The following is an 18,304-nucleotide window of genomic DNA, read 5'->3' as shown; positions in this document are numbered from 1 at the left end:
ACACCATGCGTCCCAGCCAACGCCAGCCCGACCAACTCCGCCAGGTTCGCCTGACCCGCAATTTCACGCGCCACGCCGAAGGCTCGGTGCTGATCGAGATGGGCGACACCCGCGTACTGTGCACCGCCAGCGTTGAAGAAAGCCTGCCGCCTTTCCTGCGCGGCAAGGGCCAGGGCTGGGTCACCGCCGAGTACGGCATGCTGCCCCGGGCGACCCATACCCGTTCGGCCCGCGAAGCGGCCAAGGGCAAGCAGACCGGCCGCACCCAGGAAATCCAGCGCCTGATCGGCCGCAGCCTGCGCGCCGTGACCGACCTGAAAGCCCTCGGCGAACGCCAGATCACGCTCGACTGCGACGTCCTGCAGGCCGACGGCGGCACCCGCTGCGCCGCGATCACCGGCGCCTGGCTCGCCCTCTACGAAGCCTGCGAAAAGCTGGTCGCCGACGGCAAGCTGCCGCTCAACCCGGTGCGCGACCACGTCGCCGCCATTTCGGTCGGCATCTACGAAGGCTCGCCGGTCCTCGACCTCGACTACCCGGAAGACTCCAACTGCGATACCGACATGAATGTCGTGATGACCGGTTCCGGCGGCATTGTCGAAGTGCAGGGCACGGCCGAAGGCGAACCCTTCACCCGGGCCCAGATGAACACCCTGACCGACCTCGCCGAAGCCGGCATCCGCCAGCTGATCGCCGCCCAGCAAACGGCCCTCGCCTGATGAAAAAACTCGTCCTCGCCTCCAACAACGCCAAGAAGATGAAGGAGCTGAACGCGCTGCTGGCGCCGCTCGGCTTCGAAGTCATCCCGCAAGGCCAGCTCGGCATCCCGGAAGCCGAAGAGCCGCACTGCACCTTCGTCGAAAATGCACTGGCCAAGGCCCGTCATGCCTCAAAGCTGTCCGGCCTGCCCGCCCTGGCCGACGATTCCGGCCTCTGCGTCAGCGCCCTCGGTGGCGCCCCCGGCGTCATCTCGGCGCGCTATGCCGGCGAACCGAAGTCGGATGCACGCAACAACGAAAAGTTGTTCGCCGACCTCGCCGACCACCCGGACCGGCGCGCCCATTTCGTCTCGGTCATCGTGCTGGTCCGCCATGCCGACGATCCGCAACCGCTGATCGCCGAAGGCGAATGGCACGGCGAGATCATCCCCGAACTGCGCGGCGAAGGCGGCTTCGGCTACGACCCGCTGTTCTTCGTGCCGGAATTCAAGCAGACGGCGGCCGAACTCGATGCCGAGACCAAGAACCGCGTCTCGCATCGCGGCCAGGCCATGCAAAAACTGATCGAACGCCTGCCCAGCCTGTAGGTCGAAGCGCAGTCCCCAAGGATTCCGACGCCCGCCGCCGCGGGCGTCGATCTTTCATCACCGCCCACCGCACCTTCGTACTGTCGACTCGCCATGGCCCGCACCATTCCCATTTTTGCCCAAAAACCGGTGTCGACCGCCGGCATCCTCGAATTCAAGGTCTCGCCGCCGCTGGCGCTCTATGTGCACGTGCCGTGGTGCGTCCAGAAGTGCCCGTACTGCGACTTCAACTCGCATGAGGCGAATGGCGCGATCCCCGAGCGCCAGTATGTCGATGCGCTGATTGCCGACCTGCAATCGGCGCTGCCGCTGATCTGGGGCCGGCCGGTGGTCAGCGTCTTCTTCGGCGGCGGCACGCCCAGCCTGTTGTCGCCGGCCGCCATCGACGAACTGCTCGCCGCCTTCCGGGCGCTGGCGATGCTGGCGCCGGACGCCGAAATCACGCTGGAAGCGAATCCGGGCACGGTCGAGGCCGAGAAGTTCGCCGGCTTCCGCGCCGCCGGCGTCAATCGCCTGTCGCTCGGCATCCAGAGCTTCAACGACGACCACCTGACGGCACTCGGCCGCATTCACGGCGCCGCCGAGGCCAAACGGGCGGCGCAACTGGCCGGCGAGCATTTCGAGTCCTTCAATCTCGACCTGATGTACGGCCTGCCCGGCCAGACGCTGGAACAGGCGCTGAGCGACGTCGACACCGCCCTGTCCTTCCAGCCCTCGCACCTCTCCTGCTACCAGCTGACGCTGGAGCCGAACACCCGCTTCGCCGCCTTCCCACCCGAACTGCCGGAAGGCGATCTCTGTGCCGACATGCAGGAGGCGATCGAGACCCGGCTGGCCGCCGCCGGTTTCAGCAACTACGAAACCTCGGCCTTCGCCCGGGCCGGCAAGCAATGCCGCCACAACCTGAATTACTGGTACTTCGGCGACTACCTCGGTATCGGCGCCGGGGCCCACTCCAAGCTGACGCTACACGACCGCGTGCTGCGCCAGATGCGCTGGAAGCACCCGAACGCCTACCTGGACAACGTGCAGCAGGGTCAGCCGCTGCAGGAATCGCGCGAAATCGCCGGCAGCGAGTTGCCGTTCGAATTCATGATGAATGCGCTGCGCCTGGCCGACGGCTTCCACCCGTCGCAGTTCGAGGCGCGCACGGCGCAGCAACTGCAGCGCATCGTGCCGCAACTGAAGGCAGCCGAACGCGAAGGCCTGCTCGAAGTCGGCCCGGAGAAAATCGCGCCGACGCTGAAGGGCCGGCGTTTCCTCAATGTGCTGCTCGAACGCTTCCTGGAAAGCTGAGTTCAGCGGTCGACGATCAGGCGCAGGCCGAGCCCGACGAAAATCGTCCCGGCCAATCGGTCCAGCCATAAACCCATGCGCGGCCGGCGCTGCAGCAACTGCCCGGCGGCACCGGCAAAATAGCCGAGCAGGCCGAAGAGCACAGCCGCCTGCAGCGTGAAGATGACGCCCAGTTGCAGCATCTGGGCCGCCGCATCGGCCCGTCCGGCATCGACGAATTGCGGCAGGAAGGCGAGAAAGAAGGTGATGACCTTGGGGTTGATCGCATTGGCCAGGCAACCCTTGCCGAACAGCCGCGCCGCCGACTCGTGACCGCCCGCCCCCGCCATCTCCGTCGCGCCCCGGCTGCGCCAGGCCTGCCAGCCGAGCCAGATCAGGTACAAGCCGCCGATCAGCTTGAGGGCGCCGAAAGCGGGCGGACTGGCGGCGATCAGTGCGCCGACGCCGAGCGCCGCGAGCAGCGTATGGCTCAGGCAGCCGCTGGCGCAGCCCAGCCCGAAAGCGATGCCGGCCCGCCGGCCGCGCGCCGCGCCGAGCGACAGCACCAGCATGTTGTCCGGCCCCGGGGCCAGGGTCAGCAGCATGGCGGCGCCGAGAAAGGCGACGAACTGGCTCAACGAAATCAGCGTCATGGCGGGCTCGGCAAAAATGATTCGGGGCCGGGATTGTCACACCCCGCTTCGCGAGCGGCAATCGGGCGGCAAAAAAAGGCCCCGCCTGGGAGGAACGGGGCCGGAAACAAGAGGTATCAGGGTGATCCCGCGTTACCGCAGGAACGGATGCAATGCTAACCGCATATAGCGGCAACGGGAATGCGGCATAGCGCCGCATGACCAAAGGCAATCAGCCGAACAGCTTGCCCTTCAGCAGATCAAGGCCTTGCGCCATCAGATCACCGCCCTGCGGCACCTGGCCATTCGGCGTCAGCTGGTCGACCACCTGCGGCAGCAGGTCGGCCAGGCTGCCGGAGGCCTGCTCCGGACTGACCCCGAGTTGCGCTGCCAGCCCCTGCAGCGACGAGTTGCCGAGCACGCGCTGGATCTGCTCGGGCGAAATCGGCAGGTTGGCGCCGGTCGACACCCAGGAATTGACGATTTCCGCCAGCCCACCCTGCTGGAAAGACTGGACCAGCCCGGCCAGGCCGCCGGTTTGCGGGTTGTTGATCAACTGCAGCACCGTTTCGAGCAGGGCGTTGTTGCCGCCCGACTGGCCACCGGCCAGCGCACCGACCACCGAATCAAGAAGTCCCATGATGTTCTCCACAAGGAATGAGGTTCCTTCATCCTAGTCGACGATCATGACCGGCTGTGTGAAGTTTTGCTAAACGACGCGCTCCAGCGCCAGCGGCTCGAAGCGCAGCCAGACCGTGAAGCATGAACCGCGGCCCGGCTCGCTGTCCACGCTGATCCGGCCGCCGTAGCGCTCGATCAGCGACAGGCTGACCCACAGGCCGAGCCCGGTGCCGCCCGGCTTCTTGGCGGTGTAGAAGGGCTTGAACAGACTGTCGCGCTCGGCCACTGTCAGGCCCGGGCCGGTGTCGGCGACGACCAGCTTGAGGCCGACCGGCATGTCGGCCTCGTCCCAGTCCTCCGCCGCCAGCACCAGTACGCCGCCCTCGGGCATCGCCTGGATGGCGTTGACCAGCAGGTTGATCAGCACCTGCTGCAGTTCGTTGCGGTTGCACAGCACATGGCGGGTCGAGTCGAAATGCTGCTCGATGGCGATATTGCCCTTCTTCAGCAGGTGGCCGACCAGCAGCAGGCTGTCCTGGATCAGCTGGGCCGGCGAGACCGGTTCCAGGTAGCCGACGTAATCCTGCGGCCGCGCAAACTGCAGCAGTTTGGCGACGATCAGCCGGATGCGGTGCACCTGCTCGTGGATCAGCTTGATCTCCGGCGCCACCGGCTCGGCGGCCGGGCCGAGGATGTCGCGCAGGACATCGAGATTGCCCTGGATGACCGCCACCGGATTGTTGATCTCGTGCGCCACGCCGGCGGTCAACTGGCCGATGGCGGCCAATTTCTCGCTCATCACCAGTTGCGATTGCGCCGCCTTCAGATCGGCCACCGCCTGCTCCAGTTCGGCCGTCCGTTCGGCGACCTTGGCATCGAGCGACTGGCCCCAGCGCTTCAGAGAACTGGCCTGGGCCTGCAACTGGTCGAGCAGACGGTCGAAATGGGCGGCGACGACGCCGAGTTCGTCCTGGCTCTCGACTTCGCCAACCCGCGCCGCGCTGTCGCCGTGTTCGATGGCATGCATGGTGGCGTGCATGCGCTCGATCGGCTTGAAGACCCGGCGCGCCCAGAGCACCGCAAAGACGCCGGCAACCAGCATGACCAGCCCGAACAGCCCGACCACGATGCCGAGCGCGCTGCGCTTGGCGGCTTCGAACGGGCCTTCGAGGAAACCGACGTAGAGCATGCCGATCCGCTGGCCACGACTGTCGAGCAGCGGCTCGTAGGCCGAGACGTACCAGTCGCGGACGACGAAGGCGCGATCCAGCCAGGTGCGTCCCTCGTCGAGCACGGCCTGATGCACGGCGGCCGAGACCCGCGTGCCGATGGCGCGACCGCCCTCGAACAGCCGGACATTGGTCGCCACCCGGACATCGCCGAGGAACAGCGTCGCCGTGCCGGCGCTACCGAGCGGCAGGGCGCCTTCCGGATAGACGATTTCGTTCAGGCGGTCGATGAATTCGAGATTCTTGTTGAGCAGCGCGCCGCCGGCCAGTACCCCGAGCAGGCGGCCATCGGCGGCGTGCACCGGGGCGGCGGTATGGATCAGCAGGCCGCGCTCCTCGACCTGGCGCCGGTCAATCTGGGCATTGGCGGTTTCGAGCAGCGGCGTCAGCGCCCGCTCGGCCAGCCGTGGGTCGATCGCCCGCAACTGCTCGGCCGAGAAGAGCTCGGTTTCGGTGCGCGCCACGCCGGCTAGCGCCGCATCGAGCACCGGCCAGGTGGCGGCCAGTTGAATGCTGCGGTCGACCGGCAAAAAATGCAGAAAATCGAGGCGCTGCGCCAGGCGCGCCGTATCGAGCAGGTCGTCCATCGCCGCCGCGCGCTGCACCGCCGGCAAAGTCAGCACCCGCGCCAGCCGGGCCGATCCGGCCAGGCCTTCGACCGAGCGCCCCATCCCCTCCGCCACCCGCTCGTAATAGCCGTGCGCCACCGCCAGGTCGGCCCGTACCTTGGTAACCAGCAGGCGGTCGAAATAATCGCCGCCCCAACTGGCCAGCACGGCGACCATCGCCGGCAGCGCGATACCGAGCGGCAGCAGGGCGAGCAAGAGCAGGCGGACACGGATCGACCGCCGGCTCGGCGGGTTGAGCGGGCTGTGCTGCATCGCCATCAGTGGACGTCGACCACGCCCCAGGCCTGGCATTTGCGGTCCAGCGTCTTGCGCGAGACGCCCAGCCGGCGGCCGGCCTCCGACTTGTTGCCGTCGCAGGCACCGAGCACGGCCAGGATGTGGCGCTTCTCGACCGACTCCAGGCTTTCATCGGTACTGCCGGCGGCGACGGCGCTCGCCTTCGGTTCTGGCCCGAGGTCGAACCAGCCGAGAATCAACGAGCGTTCGACGAAATTGCGCAGTTCGCGGACATTGCCCGGCCAGTCGTAGGCCGCCATCCGGTTCAGGGTGCGGCCATCCAGTTCAAGGCGCGGCACATCGAGGTAAGGCGCCAACTGGCTGATGAAATGCTCGACCAGCAGCGGCAGGTCGTCCGGCCGCTCGCGCAGCGGTGGCAGTGTCACTTCGACGACCTGCAACCGGTAATAGAGATCCTGGCGGAAGCGCTGGGCAGCCACCTCGGCTTTCAGGTCGCGGTTGGTCGCGGCGATGACCCGGACATCGACCGGGATTTCCTGCTCCGAACCGACCGGCCTGATCCGCCGCTCTTCCAGCACACGCAGCAGCTTGGCCTGGGCGGCCGCCGGCAATTCGCCGATTTCGTCGAGAAACAGCGTACCGCCGCGGGCGTAGTAGAACAGGCCTTCGCGGCTCTGCTGGGCGCCGGTGAAGGCGCCCTTGACGTGACCGAACAGCTCCGACTCGATCAGTTCCGAGGCAATCGCCGCGCAGTTCACCGGCACGAAGGAGGCCGCCGCCCGGTTGCTCATCCGGTGCAGGGCGCGCGCCGCGACTTCCTTGCCGGTGCCGGATTCGCCGGTCAGCAGCACGGTGGCCGGGGTCGGTGCGATGCGCTTGAGGCGCTCGCAGGCGGCGAGCATGACATCAGACTGGCCGACGATGCCTTCGACATCGGCCGCCCGTTCGCTGACTTCGCGGCGCAGCACGAAGTTTTCGCGAAGCAGCCGCGAGCGCTCGAAACAGCGCTGGATCGCATTCAGCACCTGGGCCAGCGAAAAGGGCTTGAGCAGGAAATCGGCGGCGCCGGCTCGCAAGGCGTCGATCGCGGTATCGAGGTCGGCATAGGCAGTCATCAGCACGACATCGCCGGCGTAGCCTTCGTCGCGCAACTGGTGCAGCCAGTCGATGCCGGAACGGCCGGGCAGCGCGATGTCGAGCACGATCAGGTCGTAGAGACGACGACGCAGCAAGGGTTCGGCCTGCTCGACGCTGCCCGCCGTATCGACCACGCCGCAGCGCGAGGTCAGGGCGCGCTGCAGGAAACTGACCATGCCCGGTTCGTCATCGACCACCAGCACGGAATAGTGCTTCCACGGCGCTTCGTTCAGCGGCGCAACTTCAGAATCCATCGTCCCCTCCAAGGTATCCCCCGGATGATCGCAACAAGCGCCCGGCGAAGCAACCGGGAACAGGTAAACTCGGCGCCCGGCGGTCTGCGTTACCGCCTTTGCTTTCCCCCGCTTCACCGTAAGTCCGATGCACTCCGCCGTCGGACGGCTAACTTCATGGAGACAAGATGACTTTGAACCGCCGACAATTCCTGGCGGCCGGCAGCGCGTTGACCGCGACCGCCGCCCTCGCCCAGCCGACCAGCCCGCTACCCTTCCTGATCAACATGCAGTCCGACCCGCTGCTGCCCAAGGCAAACGGCAAGCGCGTCGTCGTCTGCGGTGGCGGCTGGGGCGGCATCAGCGCCGCCAAGCACCTGAAGAAGCTCGACCCGACGCTCGACGTCGTCGTCCTCGAACGCAACCCGGTGTTCTTCTCCTGCCCGATGAGCAACAAGTGGCTGGTCGATGTCGTCGACACCAATTTCCTGACCTTCAGCTACCTGAAAGTTGCGCAAAAATACGGCTACCACTTCATCCAGACCGAAGTCACCGCCTTCGAGCGCGACAAAAAACGGGTCATCACCGCCCAGGGCTGGATCGACTACGACTACCTGATCGTCGGCGCCGGCATCCGCTACAACTATGAAGCCTGGTTCGGCAACGACCGCAAGGCGGCGGAATACACCCGCGCCCATTTCCCGGCCGCCTACATCCCGAATGCCGAGCATTTCCAGTTGAAGCAAAGCATTCAGAATTTCACCGGCGGCGACCTGGTGATGACCCTGCCCCCGCCGCCGCACCGCTGCCCGCCGTCGCCCTACGAGCGCGCCTGTCTGATCGCCGGCCTGATCAAGGAGCGCAAGATCAAGGGCAAGGTCATCATCCTCGACCCCAAGGACAGCCCGCGCCCGATCACCGGCGGCTTCCAGGAAGCTTTCGAGAATCTCTACAAGGACCAGATCGTCTATGTCCCGAAGGCGGTGATCAAGGAAGTCGATCCCTTCAACAAGAAGATCAAGACCGCCGCCGGCGACTTCACGTTCGACCACAGCATCCTGATGGCCCCGCACCAGGCCGGCGACATGGCCTGGAAGGCCGGCCTGATCGGCAAGAACGCCGAAGGCAAGCCGACCGGCTGGGCCGGCGTCGATCCCTTCTTCCTGAACATGAAGGACGACCCGGACGTGTACGTGATCGGCGATGCGGTCGGCGTCGTTTCGCCGAATTTCAACTTCTACCCGAAGGCCGGCCACGTCGCCAACGCGCACGCCAAAATCGTTGCCAAATACATCGTCGACCGCAGCCAGGGCCGCCAGCCAAAGTACGCGCTGCCCGACAACCTGTGCTTCATGATGGTCAACACCCAGCCGCGCGAGGACGTCGCAGTGCGCTTCCAGTACCACGTCAACGACAAGGGGATCATCATCCAGGACCAGGACGACGACAACCTGCGCCGCGACGAACTGGTCACCGAAGACTTCGCCTGGGCCGGGCGGATGTACGAAGACATGTTCGGCTAAACCGGACGACGCCAGCGCAAAGCGGAACCCCGGCGACGGCGTTCCGCTTTTTTATTGCCCCTTCAGGAAGCGGCGGGCGTAACCCAGCCACCGCCGATGGCGCGGATCAGGTTTACCGTCGCCCGCGCCCGCTCGGCGTCGAGCTGGACCGCGACGCGCTCTTGCTGCAGCACGCTGCGCTCGGCGTCGATGACGTTGAGGTGGCTGACCGACCCTTCGCGATACTGGATCTGCGACAGCCGGGCGGCGCGCCGGGCCGAGCCCACCGCGTCGTCCTGGGCCTGCGTCTGATCGCCGAGCAGGCGCAGGTGGGCAAGGTTGTCCTCGACTTCCTTGAAGGCGCGCAGCACCGTTTGCTGGTAATTGGCCGCCTCTTCGGCGTAGACCGCATGCGCCTGATCGACGCCGGCCTGGCGGGCGCCGCCGTCGAAGATCGGCAGCGAGAGCAGCGTGCCGACCAGCGGCCCCATGACGAAGGCGCGACTGCTCCACTTGAACAGGTCGCCCAGCTCATTCGACTCGTAACCGAGCGCGCCGGTCAGGCTGAGGCGCGGGAAGAAGGCGGCGCGGGCAGTGCCGATCCGGGCATTGGCGGCGGCCATCGCCCGTTCGGCAGCGGCGATGTCGGGCCGCCGTTCGAGCAGTGCCGAGGGCAGGCCGGCCGGCACCTGCAAGCTGACCCGATTGAGCGGCTGCGCCGGCAGCGCGAAGGCAGCCGGTGCCTGGCCGAGCAGGATGGCTAGGCTGTGTTCGGCCACCGCCCGCTGGCGGGCGATGCCGAGCGCTTCGGAACGGGCCGAGGCGAGTTCGGTGCGCGAACGCGCCAGCTCCAGCTCGCTGATGTCGCCTTCGTCGAAGCGGCGCTGGAAAAGCCGGGTACTCTGCTCGCGCAGCTTGACGGTATCGGCGTAGAGCGCCGACAACGCATCGAGTTCGCGCAGCGAGAAGTAAGCCTGCGCGACATCGGCCTGGATGGCCAGTTGCAGCGAGTGGAACAGGGCTTCGCGTTGCTCAGTCGTCGCCTTGGCGGCATCGACGCCGCTGCTGATGCGGCCGAACAGGTCGGCCTCGTAGGCGACGGTGCCTTGCGCCCGCCACAGCGTCGAGATGCTGGTCTCGGCGTCGGCGGCCAGCCTTTGCGAAGCCGGCGACGGGCGCTGGCGGGTCGGCCCGGCGCCGATGCCGATCTGCGGGAAGAGCGCCGAACGGGCGTTCTGCTGTAGCGCACGGGCCTGGGCCAGGCGGGCGGCGCCGGCCTTGAGGTCGAGATTGGCGGCGGCGGCCCGGCTTTCCAGATCGTCCAGCGTCGGGTCGGCAAAAGCCTTCCACCATTCGCCGCGCGGGATGTTCTCGGCCGGCTCGGCGGTCTTCCATTGGCCTTTCGCTGGCGCTTCCTTGAAAGCGGCGGGCGTGTCGACCTGGGGCGGCTGGTAGGTCGGGGCCAGTGAGCAACCGGCCAGCGTCAGCAATGCAGCGAGCAGCGGGAAGATGGCGATTTTTTGGTACCGGGGAACGGCAGCCTGGATTCCCGCTTTCGCGGGAATGACGTGGCCCTGGGCCATGGCGCTGCTTGAGGGCGGGTAAGGGAGCAGGTAATTCATGTTCATTTCTCCTGGGCTTCAGGCCGCGCTATGGGCGGGGGCGATGGGCGCTTCATGCGGGGCGGCGGTATGCAGCTTGTGGCGCTTGTCCAGCGTGCGCAGCAGCACATAGAACACCGGGGTCAGGAAGAGGCCGAACAGGGTCACGCCGAGCATGCCGAAGAAGACGGCGATGCCCATCGCGTGGCGCATTTCCGAGCCGGCGCCGCTCGAGGTGACGAGCGGGATGACGCCCATGATGAAAGCGATCGAGGTCATCAGGATCGGCCGCAGGCGCAGCCGGCTGGCGTCGATCGCCGCCTGGAGCGGCGTCGCCCCCTGGATTTCCAGTTCGCGGGCGAACTCGACGATCAGGATGGCGTTCTTGCAGGCCAGCCCGACCAGCACCATCAGCCCGATCTGGGTGAAGATGTTGTTGTCGCCGCCGGTCAGCCAGACGCCGGTCAGCGCCGCCAGGATGCTCATCGGCACGATCATGATCACCGCCAGCGGCAGGGTCAGGCTTTCGTACTGCGCCGCCAGCACCAGGAAGACGAGCAGCAGGCTGATCGGGAAGACCCAGATGCCGGCGTTGCCGGCCAGGATCTTCTGGTAGGTCAGGTCGGTCCATTCGAAACGCACGCCGCGCGGCAGGGTTTCCGCGGCAATCCGCTCGACCGCCGCCTCGGCCTGGGCCGAGGAGTAGCCGGGGGCCGGGCCGCCGTTGATGTCGGCAGCGGTGTAGCCGTTGTAGCGGACGACCATTTCCGGGCCGAAGGTGGTGCGGACCTTGACCAACGAGGAGAGCGGCACCATTTCGCCCTGGTTGTTGCGCGTCTTCAGTTGCAGGATGTCCTCCGGATGGGCGCGGAACGGCGCATCGGCCTGGGCGCGAACCTGATAGGTGCGGCCGAAGCGGTTGAAGTCGTTGACGTAGAGCGAACCGAGGTAGATCTGCATGGTGTCGAAGACGTCGGTCACCGAAACCCCCTGCTGCTTAGCCTTGACGCGGTCGAGATCAACGTCGAGCTGGGGCACATTGATCTGATAGCTGGAAAACATCGGCCCCAGTTCCGGCGTCTTGGCAGCGGCTGCCATGAAGGCGTTGGCGGCAGCGTTGAGTTCGCTATAGCCGATGGCGCCACGATCCTCGATCTGCAGCTTGAAGCCGCCCACCGTGCCCAGCCCCATCACCGGCGGCGGCGGGAAGACGGCGATGAAGGCTTCCTGGATCGCCGAATACTTCTGGTTCAGCGCGCCGGCGATGGCACCGGCCGAGAGTTCCGGGCTTTGCCGCTCGGCGAAGGGTTTCAGCGTGACGAAGACGATGCCGGCGCTGGAACTGTTGGTGAAGCCGTTGATCGACAGGCCGGGGAAGGCGATGGTGCTTTCGACGCCGGGCTGGGCCAGGGCGACCTCGCCCATCTGGCGGATCACCGCCTCGGTGCGGTCGAGCGAGGCGCCGTTCGGCAATTGCGTGAAGCTGATCAGGTACTGCTTGTCCTGGGCCGGCACGAAGCCGCCGGGCACCAGATAGGAGATGCCGACGGTCAACCCGAGCAAAACGGCATAAATGCCCATCGCCGACGCCTTGCGACCGATCACGCCGCTGACGCCGCGGCCGTAGTTCTCGGAAGCGCGGCCGAAGAAGCGGTTGAAGGCGGCGAAGAAACGGCCGAAGAAGCGGTTCATCTGCCGCGTCAGCCAGTCCGGCTCGGCACCGTGACTCTTGAGCAGCAGGGCGGCGAGGGCCGGCGACAGGGTCAGCGAGTTGAAGGCCGAGATCACCGTCGAGATGGCGATGGTCATCGCGAACTGCTTGTAGAACTGGCCGGTCAGGCCGGTCATGAAGGCGAGCGGCACGAAGACGGCGACCAGGGTCAGGGCGATGGCGATGATCGGCCCGCTGACTTCGCGCATCGCCCGGTAGGTCGCTTCGCGCGGGGTCAGCCCGGCCTCGATGTTGCGCTCGACGTTTTCGACGACGACGATGGCGTCATCGACGACGATGCCGATCGCCAGCACCATGCCGAACAGCGACAGGGCGTTGATCGAATAGCCGAAACCGAGCATCAGCGAGAAGGTGCCGACGATGGAGACGGGCACGGCGAGCAGCGGGATGATCGAGGCGCGCCAGGTCTGCAGGAAGACGATGACGACCAGCACGACCAGCGCGATGGCTTCGAGCAGGGTATGGACGACGGCCTTGATGCTGGCCCGGACGAACTGCGTCGGGTCGTACTCGATGCGATATTCGACCGAGGCCGGGAAATCCTTTTCCAGTTCGGCCATGGTGGCGCGCACCTGGGCCGAAACGTCGAGGGCGTTGGCGCCGGGCGACTGCATGATGCCCATGCCGATCGCCGGCTTGTTGTTGAGCAGCGAGCGCAGGCCGTATTCGGCGGCATCGAGCTGGACGCGGGCGACGTCGGCCAGGCGGGTGACGCTGCCGTCGGGCGAGGCCTTGAGCACGATGTCGCGGAACTCTTCTTCGCTTTGCAGGCGGCCCTGGGCGTTGACCGAAAACTGCATCGGCGTGTCCGGCTGGCTGGGCGAAGCGCCGATGACGCCGGCGGCGACCTGGACGTTCTGCTCGCGAATGGCGCGCACCACTTCGCTGGCGGTCAACCCGCGCTGGGCGACCTTTTGCGGGTCGAGCCAGACGCGCATGGCGTAATTGCCGGCGCCCCAGACCGAGACTTCACCGACCCCCTGCAGGCGGGCCAGCCGGTCCTTGATGTTGAGCACCGCGTAATTGCGCAGGTAGGTGGCGTCGTACTTGTCGTCGGGTGAGATCAGGTGCACCACCAGGGTCAGCGTCGGCGAGCTTTTCACCGTCGTCACGCCGAGGCGCTGGACATCCTCGGGCAAGCGCGGCAAGGCCTGGGCGACGCGGTTCTGGACCAGTTGCTGCGCCTTGTCGGGATCGACGCCGAGCTTGAAGTTGACCGTCACCGTCAGGTTGCCGTCGCTGTTGGCCTGCGACTGCATGTAGAGCATGTTCTCGACGCCGTTGATCGACTCTTCGAGCGGCGAGGCGACGGTTTCGGCGATCACCTTGGGGTTGGCGCCGGGATACTGGGCACGCACCACAACCGAGGGCGGCACGACTTCCGGGTACTCCGATATCGGCAACTGGAACAGCGCCAGCACGCCGGCCAGCAGCAGCAGGATGGAAAGCACGCCGGCGAAGATCGGCCGGTCGATGAAGAATTTTGAAATGTTCATGGCAGGGAGTCCTTAGCCCTTGGCCGCAGCCGGCGCGGCGCCGCCCATCGGGACGAGATTGGGGGTGACCGGGTCGCCGGGGCGGACCCGTTGCAGGCCGTTGACGACGATGCGTTCGCCCGCCTGGAGGCCGCTTTCGACGACGCGCAGGCCGTCCTGCACGCTGCCCAGCCGGACTTCGCGATAGGCGGTCTGGTTGCCGTCGCCGACGACCAGCACGAAACGCTTGGCCTGGTCCGTGCCGACGGCCTTCTCGTCGATCAGCAGCGCGTCGCGCTGGCTGGCGCCGCCAAGCCGGATGCGGGCATAAAGGCCGGGCAGCAGCTTGCCGTCCGGGTTATCGACCAGGGCGCGCAGGCGGATGGTGCCGGAACTGCTGTCGAGGCGGTTGTCCACCGAACTCAGCTTGCCTTCCAGCGAATAGCCGTCGTCGTCGGCCAACCCGAGATGGATGGGCAGCGCCTTGCCCTGGCTGCCGTTGACCACCTTCAGGTAGCTTTGCTCATCGACATCGAAGGCGGCGTAGATGCGGTCGGCCGAGACCAGCGAGGTCAGCGCCGGGCCGTTGCCGGGCGCGACCAGGTTGCCGACGGTGACTTCGGCGCGCGAGACGCGGCCGGCAATCGGTGCCGTGATCCGGGTGTATTCGAGATTGAGCTGGGCGACGTTCAATGCCGCCTTGGCCGCCTGCAGGTTGGCCTTGGCTTCGCGGGCGGCATTCTGCTTCTCGTCAAAATCGCGGCGGGCGATGGCGTTTTCGGCCAGCAGCCGTTCGCCGCGCGCCAGGTCGCTGGCGGTGTAGGCGACGCGGGCATCCATCGCCGCCAACTGGGCTTCGGCGCGGGCGACTTCGGCGGCGAAGGGGCGCGGGTCGATGGTGAACAGCAGCTCGCCCTTCTTGACCAGGCTGCCATCCTTGAAATGCACGGCGGTCAGGATGCCGGAGACCTGCGGGTGGATCTCGACCCGCTCGACCGCTTCGAGGCGGCCGGAATACTGCTGCCATTCGGTGACGGCGCGGCTGGCAACTTCGGCGACATCGACCATCGCGGCGGCGGGCGTGGCAGCGGCCGGGGCGGCGCCGGCCTGGCCGTGATAGACGGCGAGACCGCCGCCGAGCGTGAACAGGCCAGCCAGGGCGGCGGCGAGAACGAGGCGTTTTTGGCGTAGGGGCATGATGAATCCTCTGGAAGTTTTGAAAGACGGAGTTCTGTTTTTATCGGGAGCCAGGGTAGGCGGAGCGGCGTCCGGGGCGGCAGCCTGTTCGTCGCCAATCCTTGCCTGATCCTACAAATTGAGCGGATGCGCCGGCGCCGCGCCATCCCATAGCCGGCGGCGCAGGAAATGGGCGATTTCGGCCAGGGCCGGCCGGTGCGCGACCAAGCTGGCGTGGTTGACGCCGGCAAAGCGCACGACCTGGGTCGGCACGCCGGCGGCGATCAGCGCTGCGGCGTATTTCTCGGCTTCGTTGTGCAGCACGTCGCATTCGGCGGTGACGATCAGCGCCGGCGGCAGGCCGGCCTGCCGTACCGAGACCAGCGGCGAAGCGTAGGGATGCAGGCGCTGGCGCGGTTGCGGCAGGTATTGGCGATAGCAGTCGGCACAGGTCGCGGCGCTGAGGTCGGAGTTCAGGCGGGCGCCATCGCCGAGCCGGCTCATGCTCGGGTCGAGCATCGGCCCGACCAGCGCCTGGGCGGCGATGACCGGGCCGTTGCGGTCGCGGGCGATCAGCGTGAGGGCGGCGGCCAGGTTGCCGCCGGCATCGTCGCCGGCGACCGCCAGCCGGGCCGCGTCGCCGCCCAGTTCGGCGGCATGTTCGGCCAGCCACAGCGCCGCGGCATGGGCGTCTTCCGGCGCCGCCGGAAAAGGCCGGGCCGGGGCCAGCGCGTAATCGACGGCGACAACCAGGGCCGGCGTCTGTTCGGCGATGAAGCTGGCGGCGGCGTCGGCATCGTCCAGGCTACCGCCGACGAAGCCGCCACCGTGGAAATAGAGGACGACGGGCAGCCCGACCGGCGCCCGGCCCGGCCGGTAGAGGCGCAGGGCGAGCGGGCCGGCCGGGCCGGCAATGCTCAGGTCTTGCGGCTTCTGCTGGGTCGTCGAAGGGCTGATTGGCATCGCATCCGGGGCAGGTGGACCTGCCGTAAATTGGGATGGCGCCATTTTCTGTGTTGTTTTCGGCTGGATAAATACACAAATTTCGACAATACTATTCAGTACCAGCAAACAATCGTATTGATTCAGGAAGGGCGACGATGGACCGTTTTCAAGCCATGCAGGTGTTCACCCGGGTGGTCGATGCCAACAGCTTCACCAAGGCCGCCGAGCATCTGGGCCTGCCGCGGGCCACGGTAACGACCATCATCCAGAACCTCGAAGCGCTGTTGCAGGTGCGCCTGCTCAACCGTACGACGCGGCGGCTGAGCCTGACGCCGGATGGCGCCGCCTACTACGAGCACTGCGCCCGCATCCTCGGCGAGGTCGAGGAAACCGAATCTTCCTTCCGCGACGTGGCGCGCGGGCCGAAAGGCCGGCTACGGATCGACGTGCCGTCGCCGATCGGCCGCCTGATCCTGATTCCCCGGCTCAGCGAGTTCCACGCCCGCTATCCGGAAGTCGAGCTGGTCATCGGCATGGGCGACCGCATGGTCGACCTGGTCCGCGAGGCGGTCGATTGCGTGATCCGGGTCGGCGAGTTGCAGGATTCGACGCTGGTCGCCCGGCGTATCGGCGCCCTCAAGCTGATCAGCTGCGCCACGCCGGACTACCTCGAGCGCTACGGCGTGCCACAGGGCATCGACGACCTGCAGCACCACGTCGCCGTGCAATATTTCTCCCACCGCACCGGCCGCAACTTCGACTGGGACTTCATCGTCGACGGTCAGTCCGTCCCGGTCGCGATGCGCGGCAACGTCTCGGTCAACGACATCGAAGCCTATGTCGCCTGTGCCTTGCAGGGCTTCGGCATGATCCAGACAGCGCGCTTCATGGTCCTGCCGCATCTCGAATCGGGGGCGCTGGTCGAAGTCTTGCCGCAGCTGTCGCCGGCATCGATGCCGATCTCAGTGGCCTACATGCAGAACCGCCACCTGTCGGCCAAGGTCCGTGCCTTTGTCGACTGGGTGGCCGAGCTGTTCGGCGCCTGCCCCCTGCTTGGCGGCGTCGATCACGGCAGCGGCGAATGCAGCTACAACGCCAAGACCGGCTACAACACGTTCCGCACCGAAATCGCCTTTCAGAATATCGCGGAGCAGACCGGTTAGCCGCCACGCGGCCTGAACCTCGGCCGAAAAATCCGCACTAACTTGGAGTGCGCCTCTCTCGCTTGAGATGGGGAATGCCGCTTTGCAAAGGAGATGGACAATGGGCTCGCCTCCCGAGTTGATCCAGCTTTTTGATCCCGCCTCCAGTACCTACACCTACATCCTGTTTGATCAGGTGTCGCGCGAAGGCCTGATTATCGACCCGGTCGACGAACAACTCGAACGGGATCTCGCCGTGCTCGCTGAGCACGCCATCAAACTGGTCTGGGCGGTCGAAACGCATGGCCACGCCGACCATATCACCAGCGCCTGGCTGTTGGCCGAGCACACCGGGGCGCGCACGGCAGCACCGGCCGGCTGCGGCATTACGACCGCCGCCATGCAAATCAACGATGGCGACGTGCTGTCCTTCGGCCACGAACAAATCCAGGCCCTCCACACCCCTGGCCACACCGCCGGCAGCACCTGCTATCTCTGGCGGCACCATGTCTTTACTGGCGACACGCTGCTGATCAATGCCTGCGGCCGGACCGATTTCCAGTCCGGCAGTCCGGAAGCGCTCTACGACAGCTTGACCCGGGTGCTGTTTGCCCTGCCCGACGCAACGACCGTCTGGCCGGGGCATGACTACCAGGGCCGCAGCAACACGACGATCGGCGCGGAAAAACTGGGCAACGTCCGGATTGCCGGCAAAACCAAAGCGGAATTCGTCCAACTGATGAACTCCCTGAACCTGCCTCGCCCCCGCCGAATCGACGAAGCCGTACCGGCCAACCTGGCCTCTGGCCACCGCCACGATGCCGGCGGCGGCGAACTGCATGGCGTTCGCCCCGCCAACAGCTACGCCGGAGACATCTCGCCTCAACTCGCCTACCAATGGTGGCAAGCCGGTAACGCAGTATTGGTCGATGTGCGTACCGATGCCGAACGCGAGTGGGTCGGCTTCGTGCCCGGCGCCGTGGCGCTGCCCTGGAAACAATGGCCGGGCATGGCAGTCAACACCGGCTTTGCCGATGGACTGGTCCTGGCCATTCCGGCCGGCAAGAAAGCACTGATGCTCTGCCGCAGCGGCGTTCGCTCAATCGCCGCCGCGACCTGTGCGACCGAACTCGGACTTGAGGCCTACAACATCCTCGAAGGCTTCGAAGGCGAACCTGACGAACACGCCCATCGGGGCTTCAAGGGCGGCTGGCGCTACCACGGCTTGCCTTGGCGGCAAGGGTAGTCGGTACGAGGCGGGCATATCGCTTCTGCTGCCGGGCAGCGATGGCAGCATCAGATGCAACTGCGTGATTAGTGACGAATACCGAGGTCGGAATAAGGAAGGCCCGGCAGGTTTCCCTGCCGGGCCGGATTCGGTCGCCCCCGAAGGGGCACCTTATTGTAGCAACGGCTCTCACCCCGGAAAGCT

14 protein-coding genes are annotated in these 18,304 nt (G+C 66.4%); 6 read left to right on the top strand and 8 right to left on the bottom strand.

Going from position 1 to position 18,304, the window contains the following annotated elements:
• The first annotated feature begins 5 nt into the window (after nucleotides 1-5).
• The 3 genes from rph (at nucleotide 6) to hemW (ending at nucleotide 2,602) form a co-directional block, all read left to right on the top strand.
• The gene (gene rph / locus AT959_RS19690; protein ID WP_066887252.1) at nucleotides 6-719 is read left to right on the top strand and encodes a ribonuclease PH; all 714 of its coding nucleotides are present in this window, start codon (nucleotides 6-8) and stop codon (nucleotides 717-719) included.
• Nucleotides 716-1,306, top strand: a complete 591-nt coding sequence (gene rdgB, locus AT959_RS19685; protein ID WP_066887249.1) for an RdgB/HAM1 family non-canonical purine NTP pyrophosphatase — start codon at nucleotides 716-718, stop codon at nucleotides 1,304-1,306. Before rph ends, rdgB begins: the two co-directional genes overlap by 4 nt.
• Nucleotides 1,307-1,399: 93 nt before the next feature.
• The gene (gene hemW / locus AT959_RS19680; RefSeq protein WP_066887246.1) at nucleotides 1,400-2,602 is read left to right on the top strand and encodes a radical SAM family heme chaperone HemW; all 1,203 of its coding nucleotides are present in this window, start codon (nucleotides 1,400-1,402) and stop codon (nucleotides 2,600-2,602) included.
• A gap of 2 nt (nucleotides 2,603-2,604) precedes the next feature.
• Here the strand turns inward: hemW and AT959_RS19675 are convergent, their stop codons facing one another.
• The 4 genes from AT959_RS19675 to AT959_RS19660 all read right to left on the bottom strand — a co-directional run bounded on the left by AT959_RS19675 (nucleotide 2,605) and on the right by AT959_RS19660 (nucleotide 7,320).
• Entirely contained in the window at nucleotides 2,605-3,234 is a 630-nt protein-coding gene (locus AT959_RS19675) for a LysE family translocator (RefSeq protein WP_066887243.1), read from the bottom strand.
• Nucleotides 3,235-3,445: 211 nt separating this feature from the next.
• On the bottom strand, nucleotides 3,446-3,853 hold the full coding sequence (locus AT959_RS19670) for a YidB family protein (RefSeq protein ID WP_066887240.1): 408 nt from the start codon (nucleotides 3,851-3,853) through the stop codon (nucleotides 3,446-3,448).
• 69 nt (nucleotides 3,854-3,922) lie between these two features.
• Nucleotides 3,923-5,983: a sensor histidine kinase gene (locus AT959_RS19665; RefSeq protein WP_240481897.1), complete on the bottom strand. Its 2,061-nt coding sequence runs from the start codon at nucleotides 5,981-5,983 to the stop codon at nucleotides 3,923-3,925.
• The gene (locus AT959_RS19660) at nucleotides 5,950-7,320 is read right to left on the bottom strand and encodes a sigma-54-dependent transcriptional regulator (RefSeq protein WP_066887237.1); all 1,371 of its coding nucleotides are present in this window, start codon (nucleotides 7,318-7,320) and stop codon (nucleotides 5,950-5,952) included. The genes AT959_RS19665 and AT959_RS19660 overlap by 34 nt, the downstream gene beginning before the upstream one ends.
• Nucleotides 7,321-7,487: 167 nt before the next feature.
• On the opposite strand from AT959_RS19660, the gene AT959_RS19655 reads away from it, so the two are divergent.
• Nucleotides 7,488-8,822 (top strand): FAD-dependent oxidoreductase, encoded by a 1,335-nt coding sequence (locus AT959_RS19655; protein ID WP_083518521.1) that lies wholly within the window; start codon nucleotides 7,488-7,490, stop codon nucleotides 8,820-8,822.
• Nucleotides 8,823-8,884: 62 nt separating this feature from the next.
• Here AT959_RS19655 and AT959_RS19650 read toward each other — a convergent pair whose 3' ends face one another.
• From AT959_RS19650 to AT959_RS19635, 4 genes are all read right to left on the bottom strand, one after another.
• Complete coding sequence (locus tag AT959_RS19650) at nucleotides 8,885-10,423, bottom strand: efflux transporter outer membrane subunit (RefSeq protein ID WP_083518531.1); 1,539 nt, start codon at nucleotides 10,421-10,423, stop codon at nucleotides 8,885-8,887.
• 18 nt (nucleotides 10,424-10,441) lie between these two features.
• Nucleotides 10,442-13,630, bottom strand: coding sequence for an efflux RND transporter permease subunit (locus tag AT959_RS19645; RefSeq protein WP_066887234.1), 3,189 nt, complete (start codon nucleotides 13,628-13,630; stop codon nucleotides 10,442-10,444).
• Between the two features lie 12 nt (nucleotides 13,631-13,642).
• Nucleotides 13,643-14,806, bottom strand: a complete 1,164-nt coding sequence (locus AT959_RS19640) for an efflux RND transporter periplasmic adaptor subunit (RefSeq protein WP_066887231.1) — start codon at nucleotides 14,804-14,806, stop codon at nucleotides 13,643-13,645.
• A gap of 111 nt (nucleotides 14,807-14,917) precedes the next feature.
• Entirely contained in the window at nucleotides 14,918-15,748 is an 831-nt protein-coding gene (locus tag AT959_RS19635; RefSeq protein ID WP_066887228.1) for an alpha/beta hydrolase, read from the bottom strand.
• A 137-nt stretch (nucleotides 15,749-15,885) separates the two neighbouring features.
• Here AT959_RS19635 and AT959_RS19630 point away from each other — a divergent pair, with 137 nt between their 5' ends.
• Nucleotides 15,886-16,893, top strand: a complete 1,008-nt coding sequence (locus AT959_RS19630) for a LysR family transcriptional regulator (RefSeq protein ID WP_066887225.1) — start codon at nucleotides 15,886-15,888, stop codon at nucleotides 16,891-16,893.
• Between the two features lie 100 nt (nucleotides 16,894-16,993).
• Nucleotides 16,994-18,118: an MBL fold metallo-hydrolase gene (locus AT959_RS19625; protein WP_066887222.1), complete on the top strand. Its 1,125-nt coding sequence runs from the start codon at nucleotides 16,994-16,996 to the stop codon at nucleotides 18,116-18,118.
• Nucleotides 18,119-18,304: the final 186 nt, after the last annotated feature.

Source organism: Dechloromonas denitrificans (assembly GCF_001551835.1).
Classification (GTDB): Bacteria; Pseudomonadota; Gammaproteobacteria; order Burkholderiales; family Rhodocyclaceae; genus Azonexus; species Azonexus denitrificans.
Note: the sequence above shows the minus strand (reverse complement) of the source record. Positions and strands in the feature narration are given on the sequence as shown.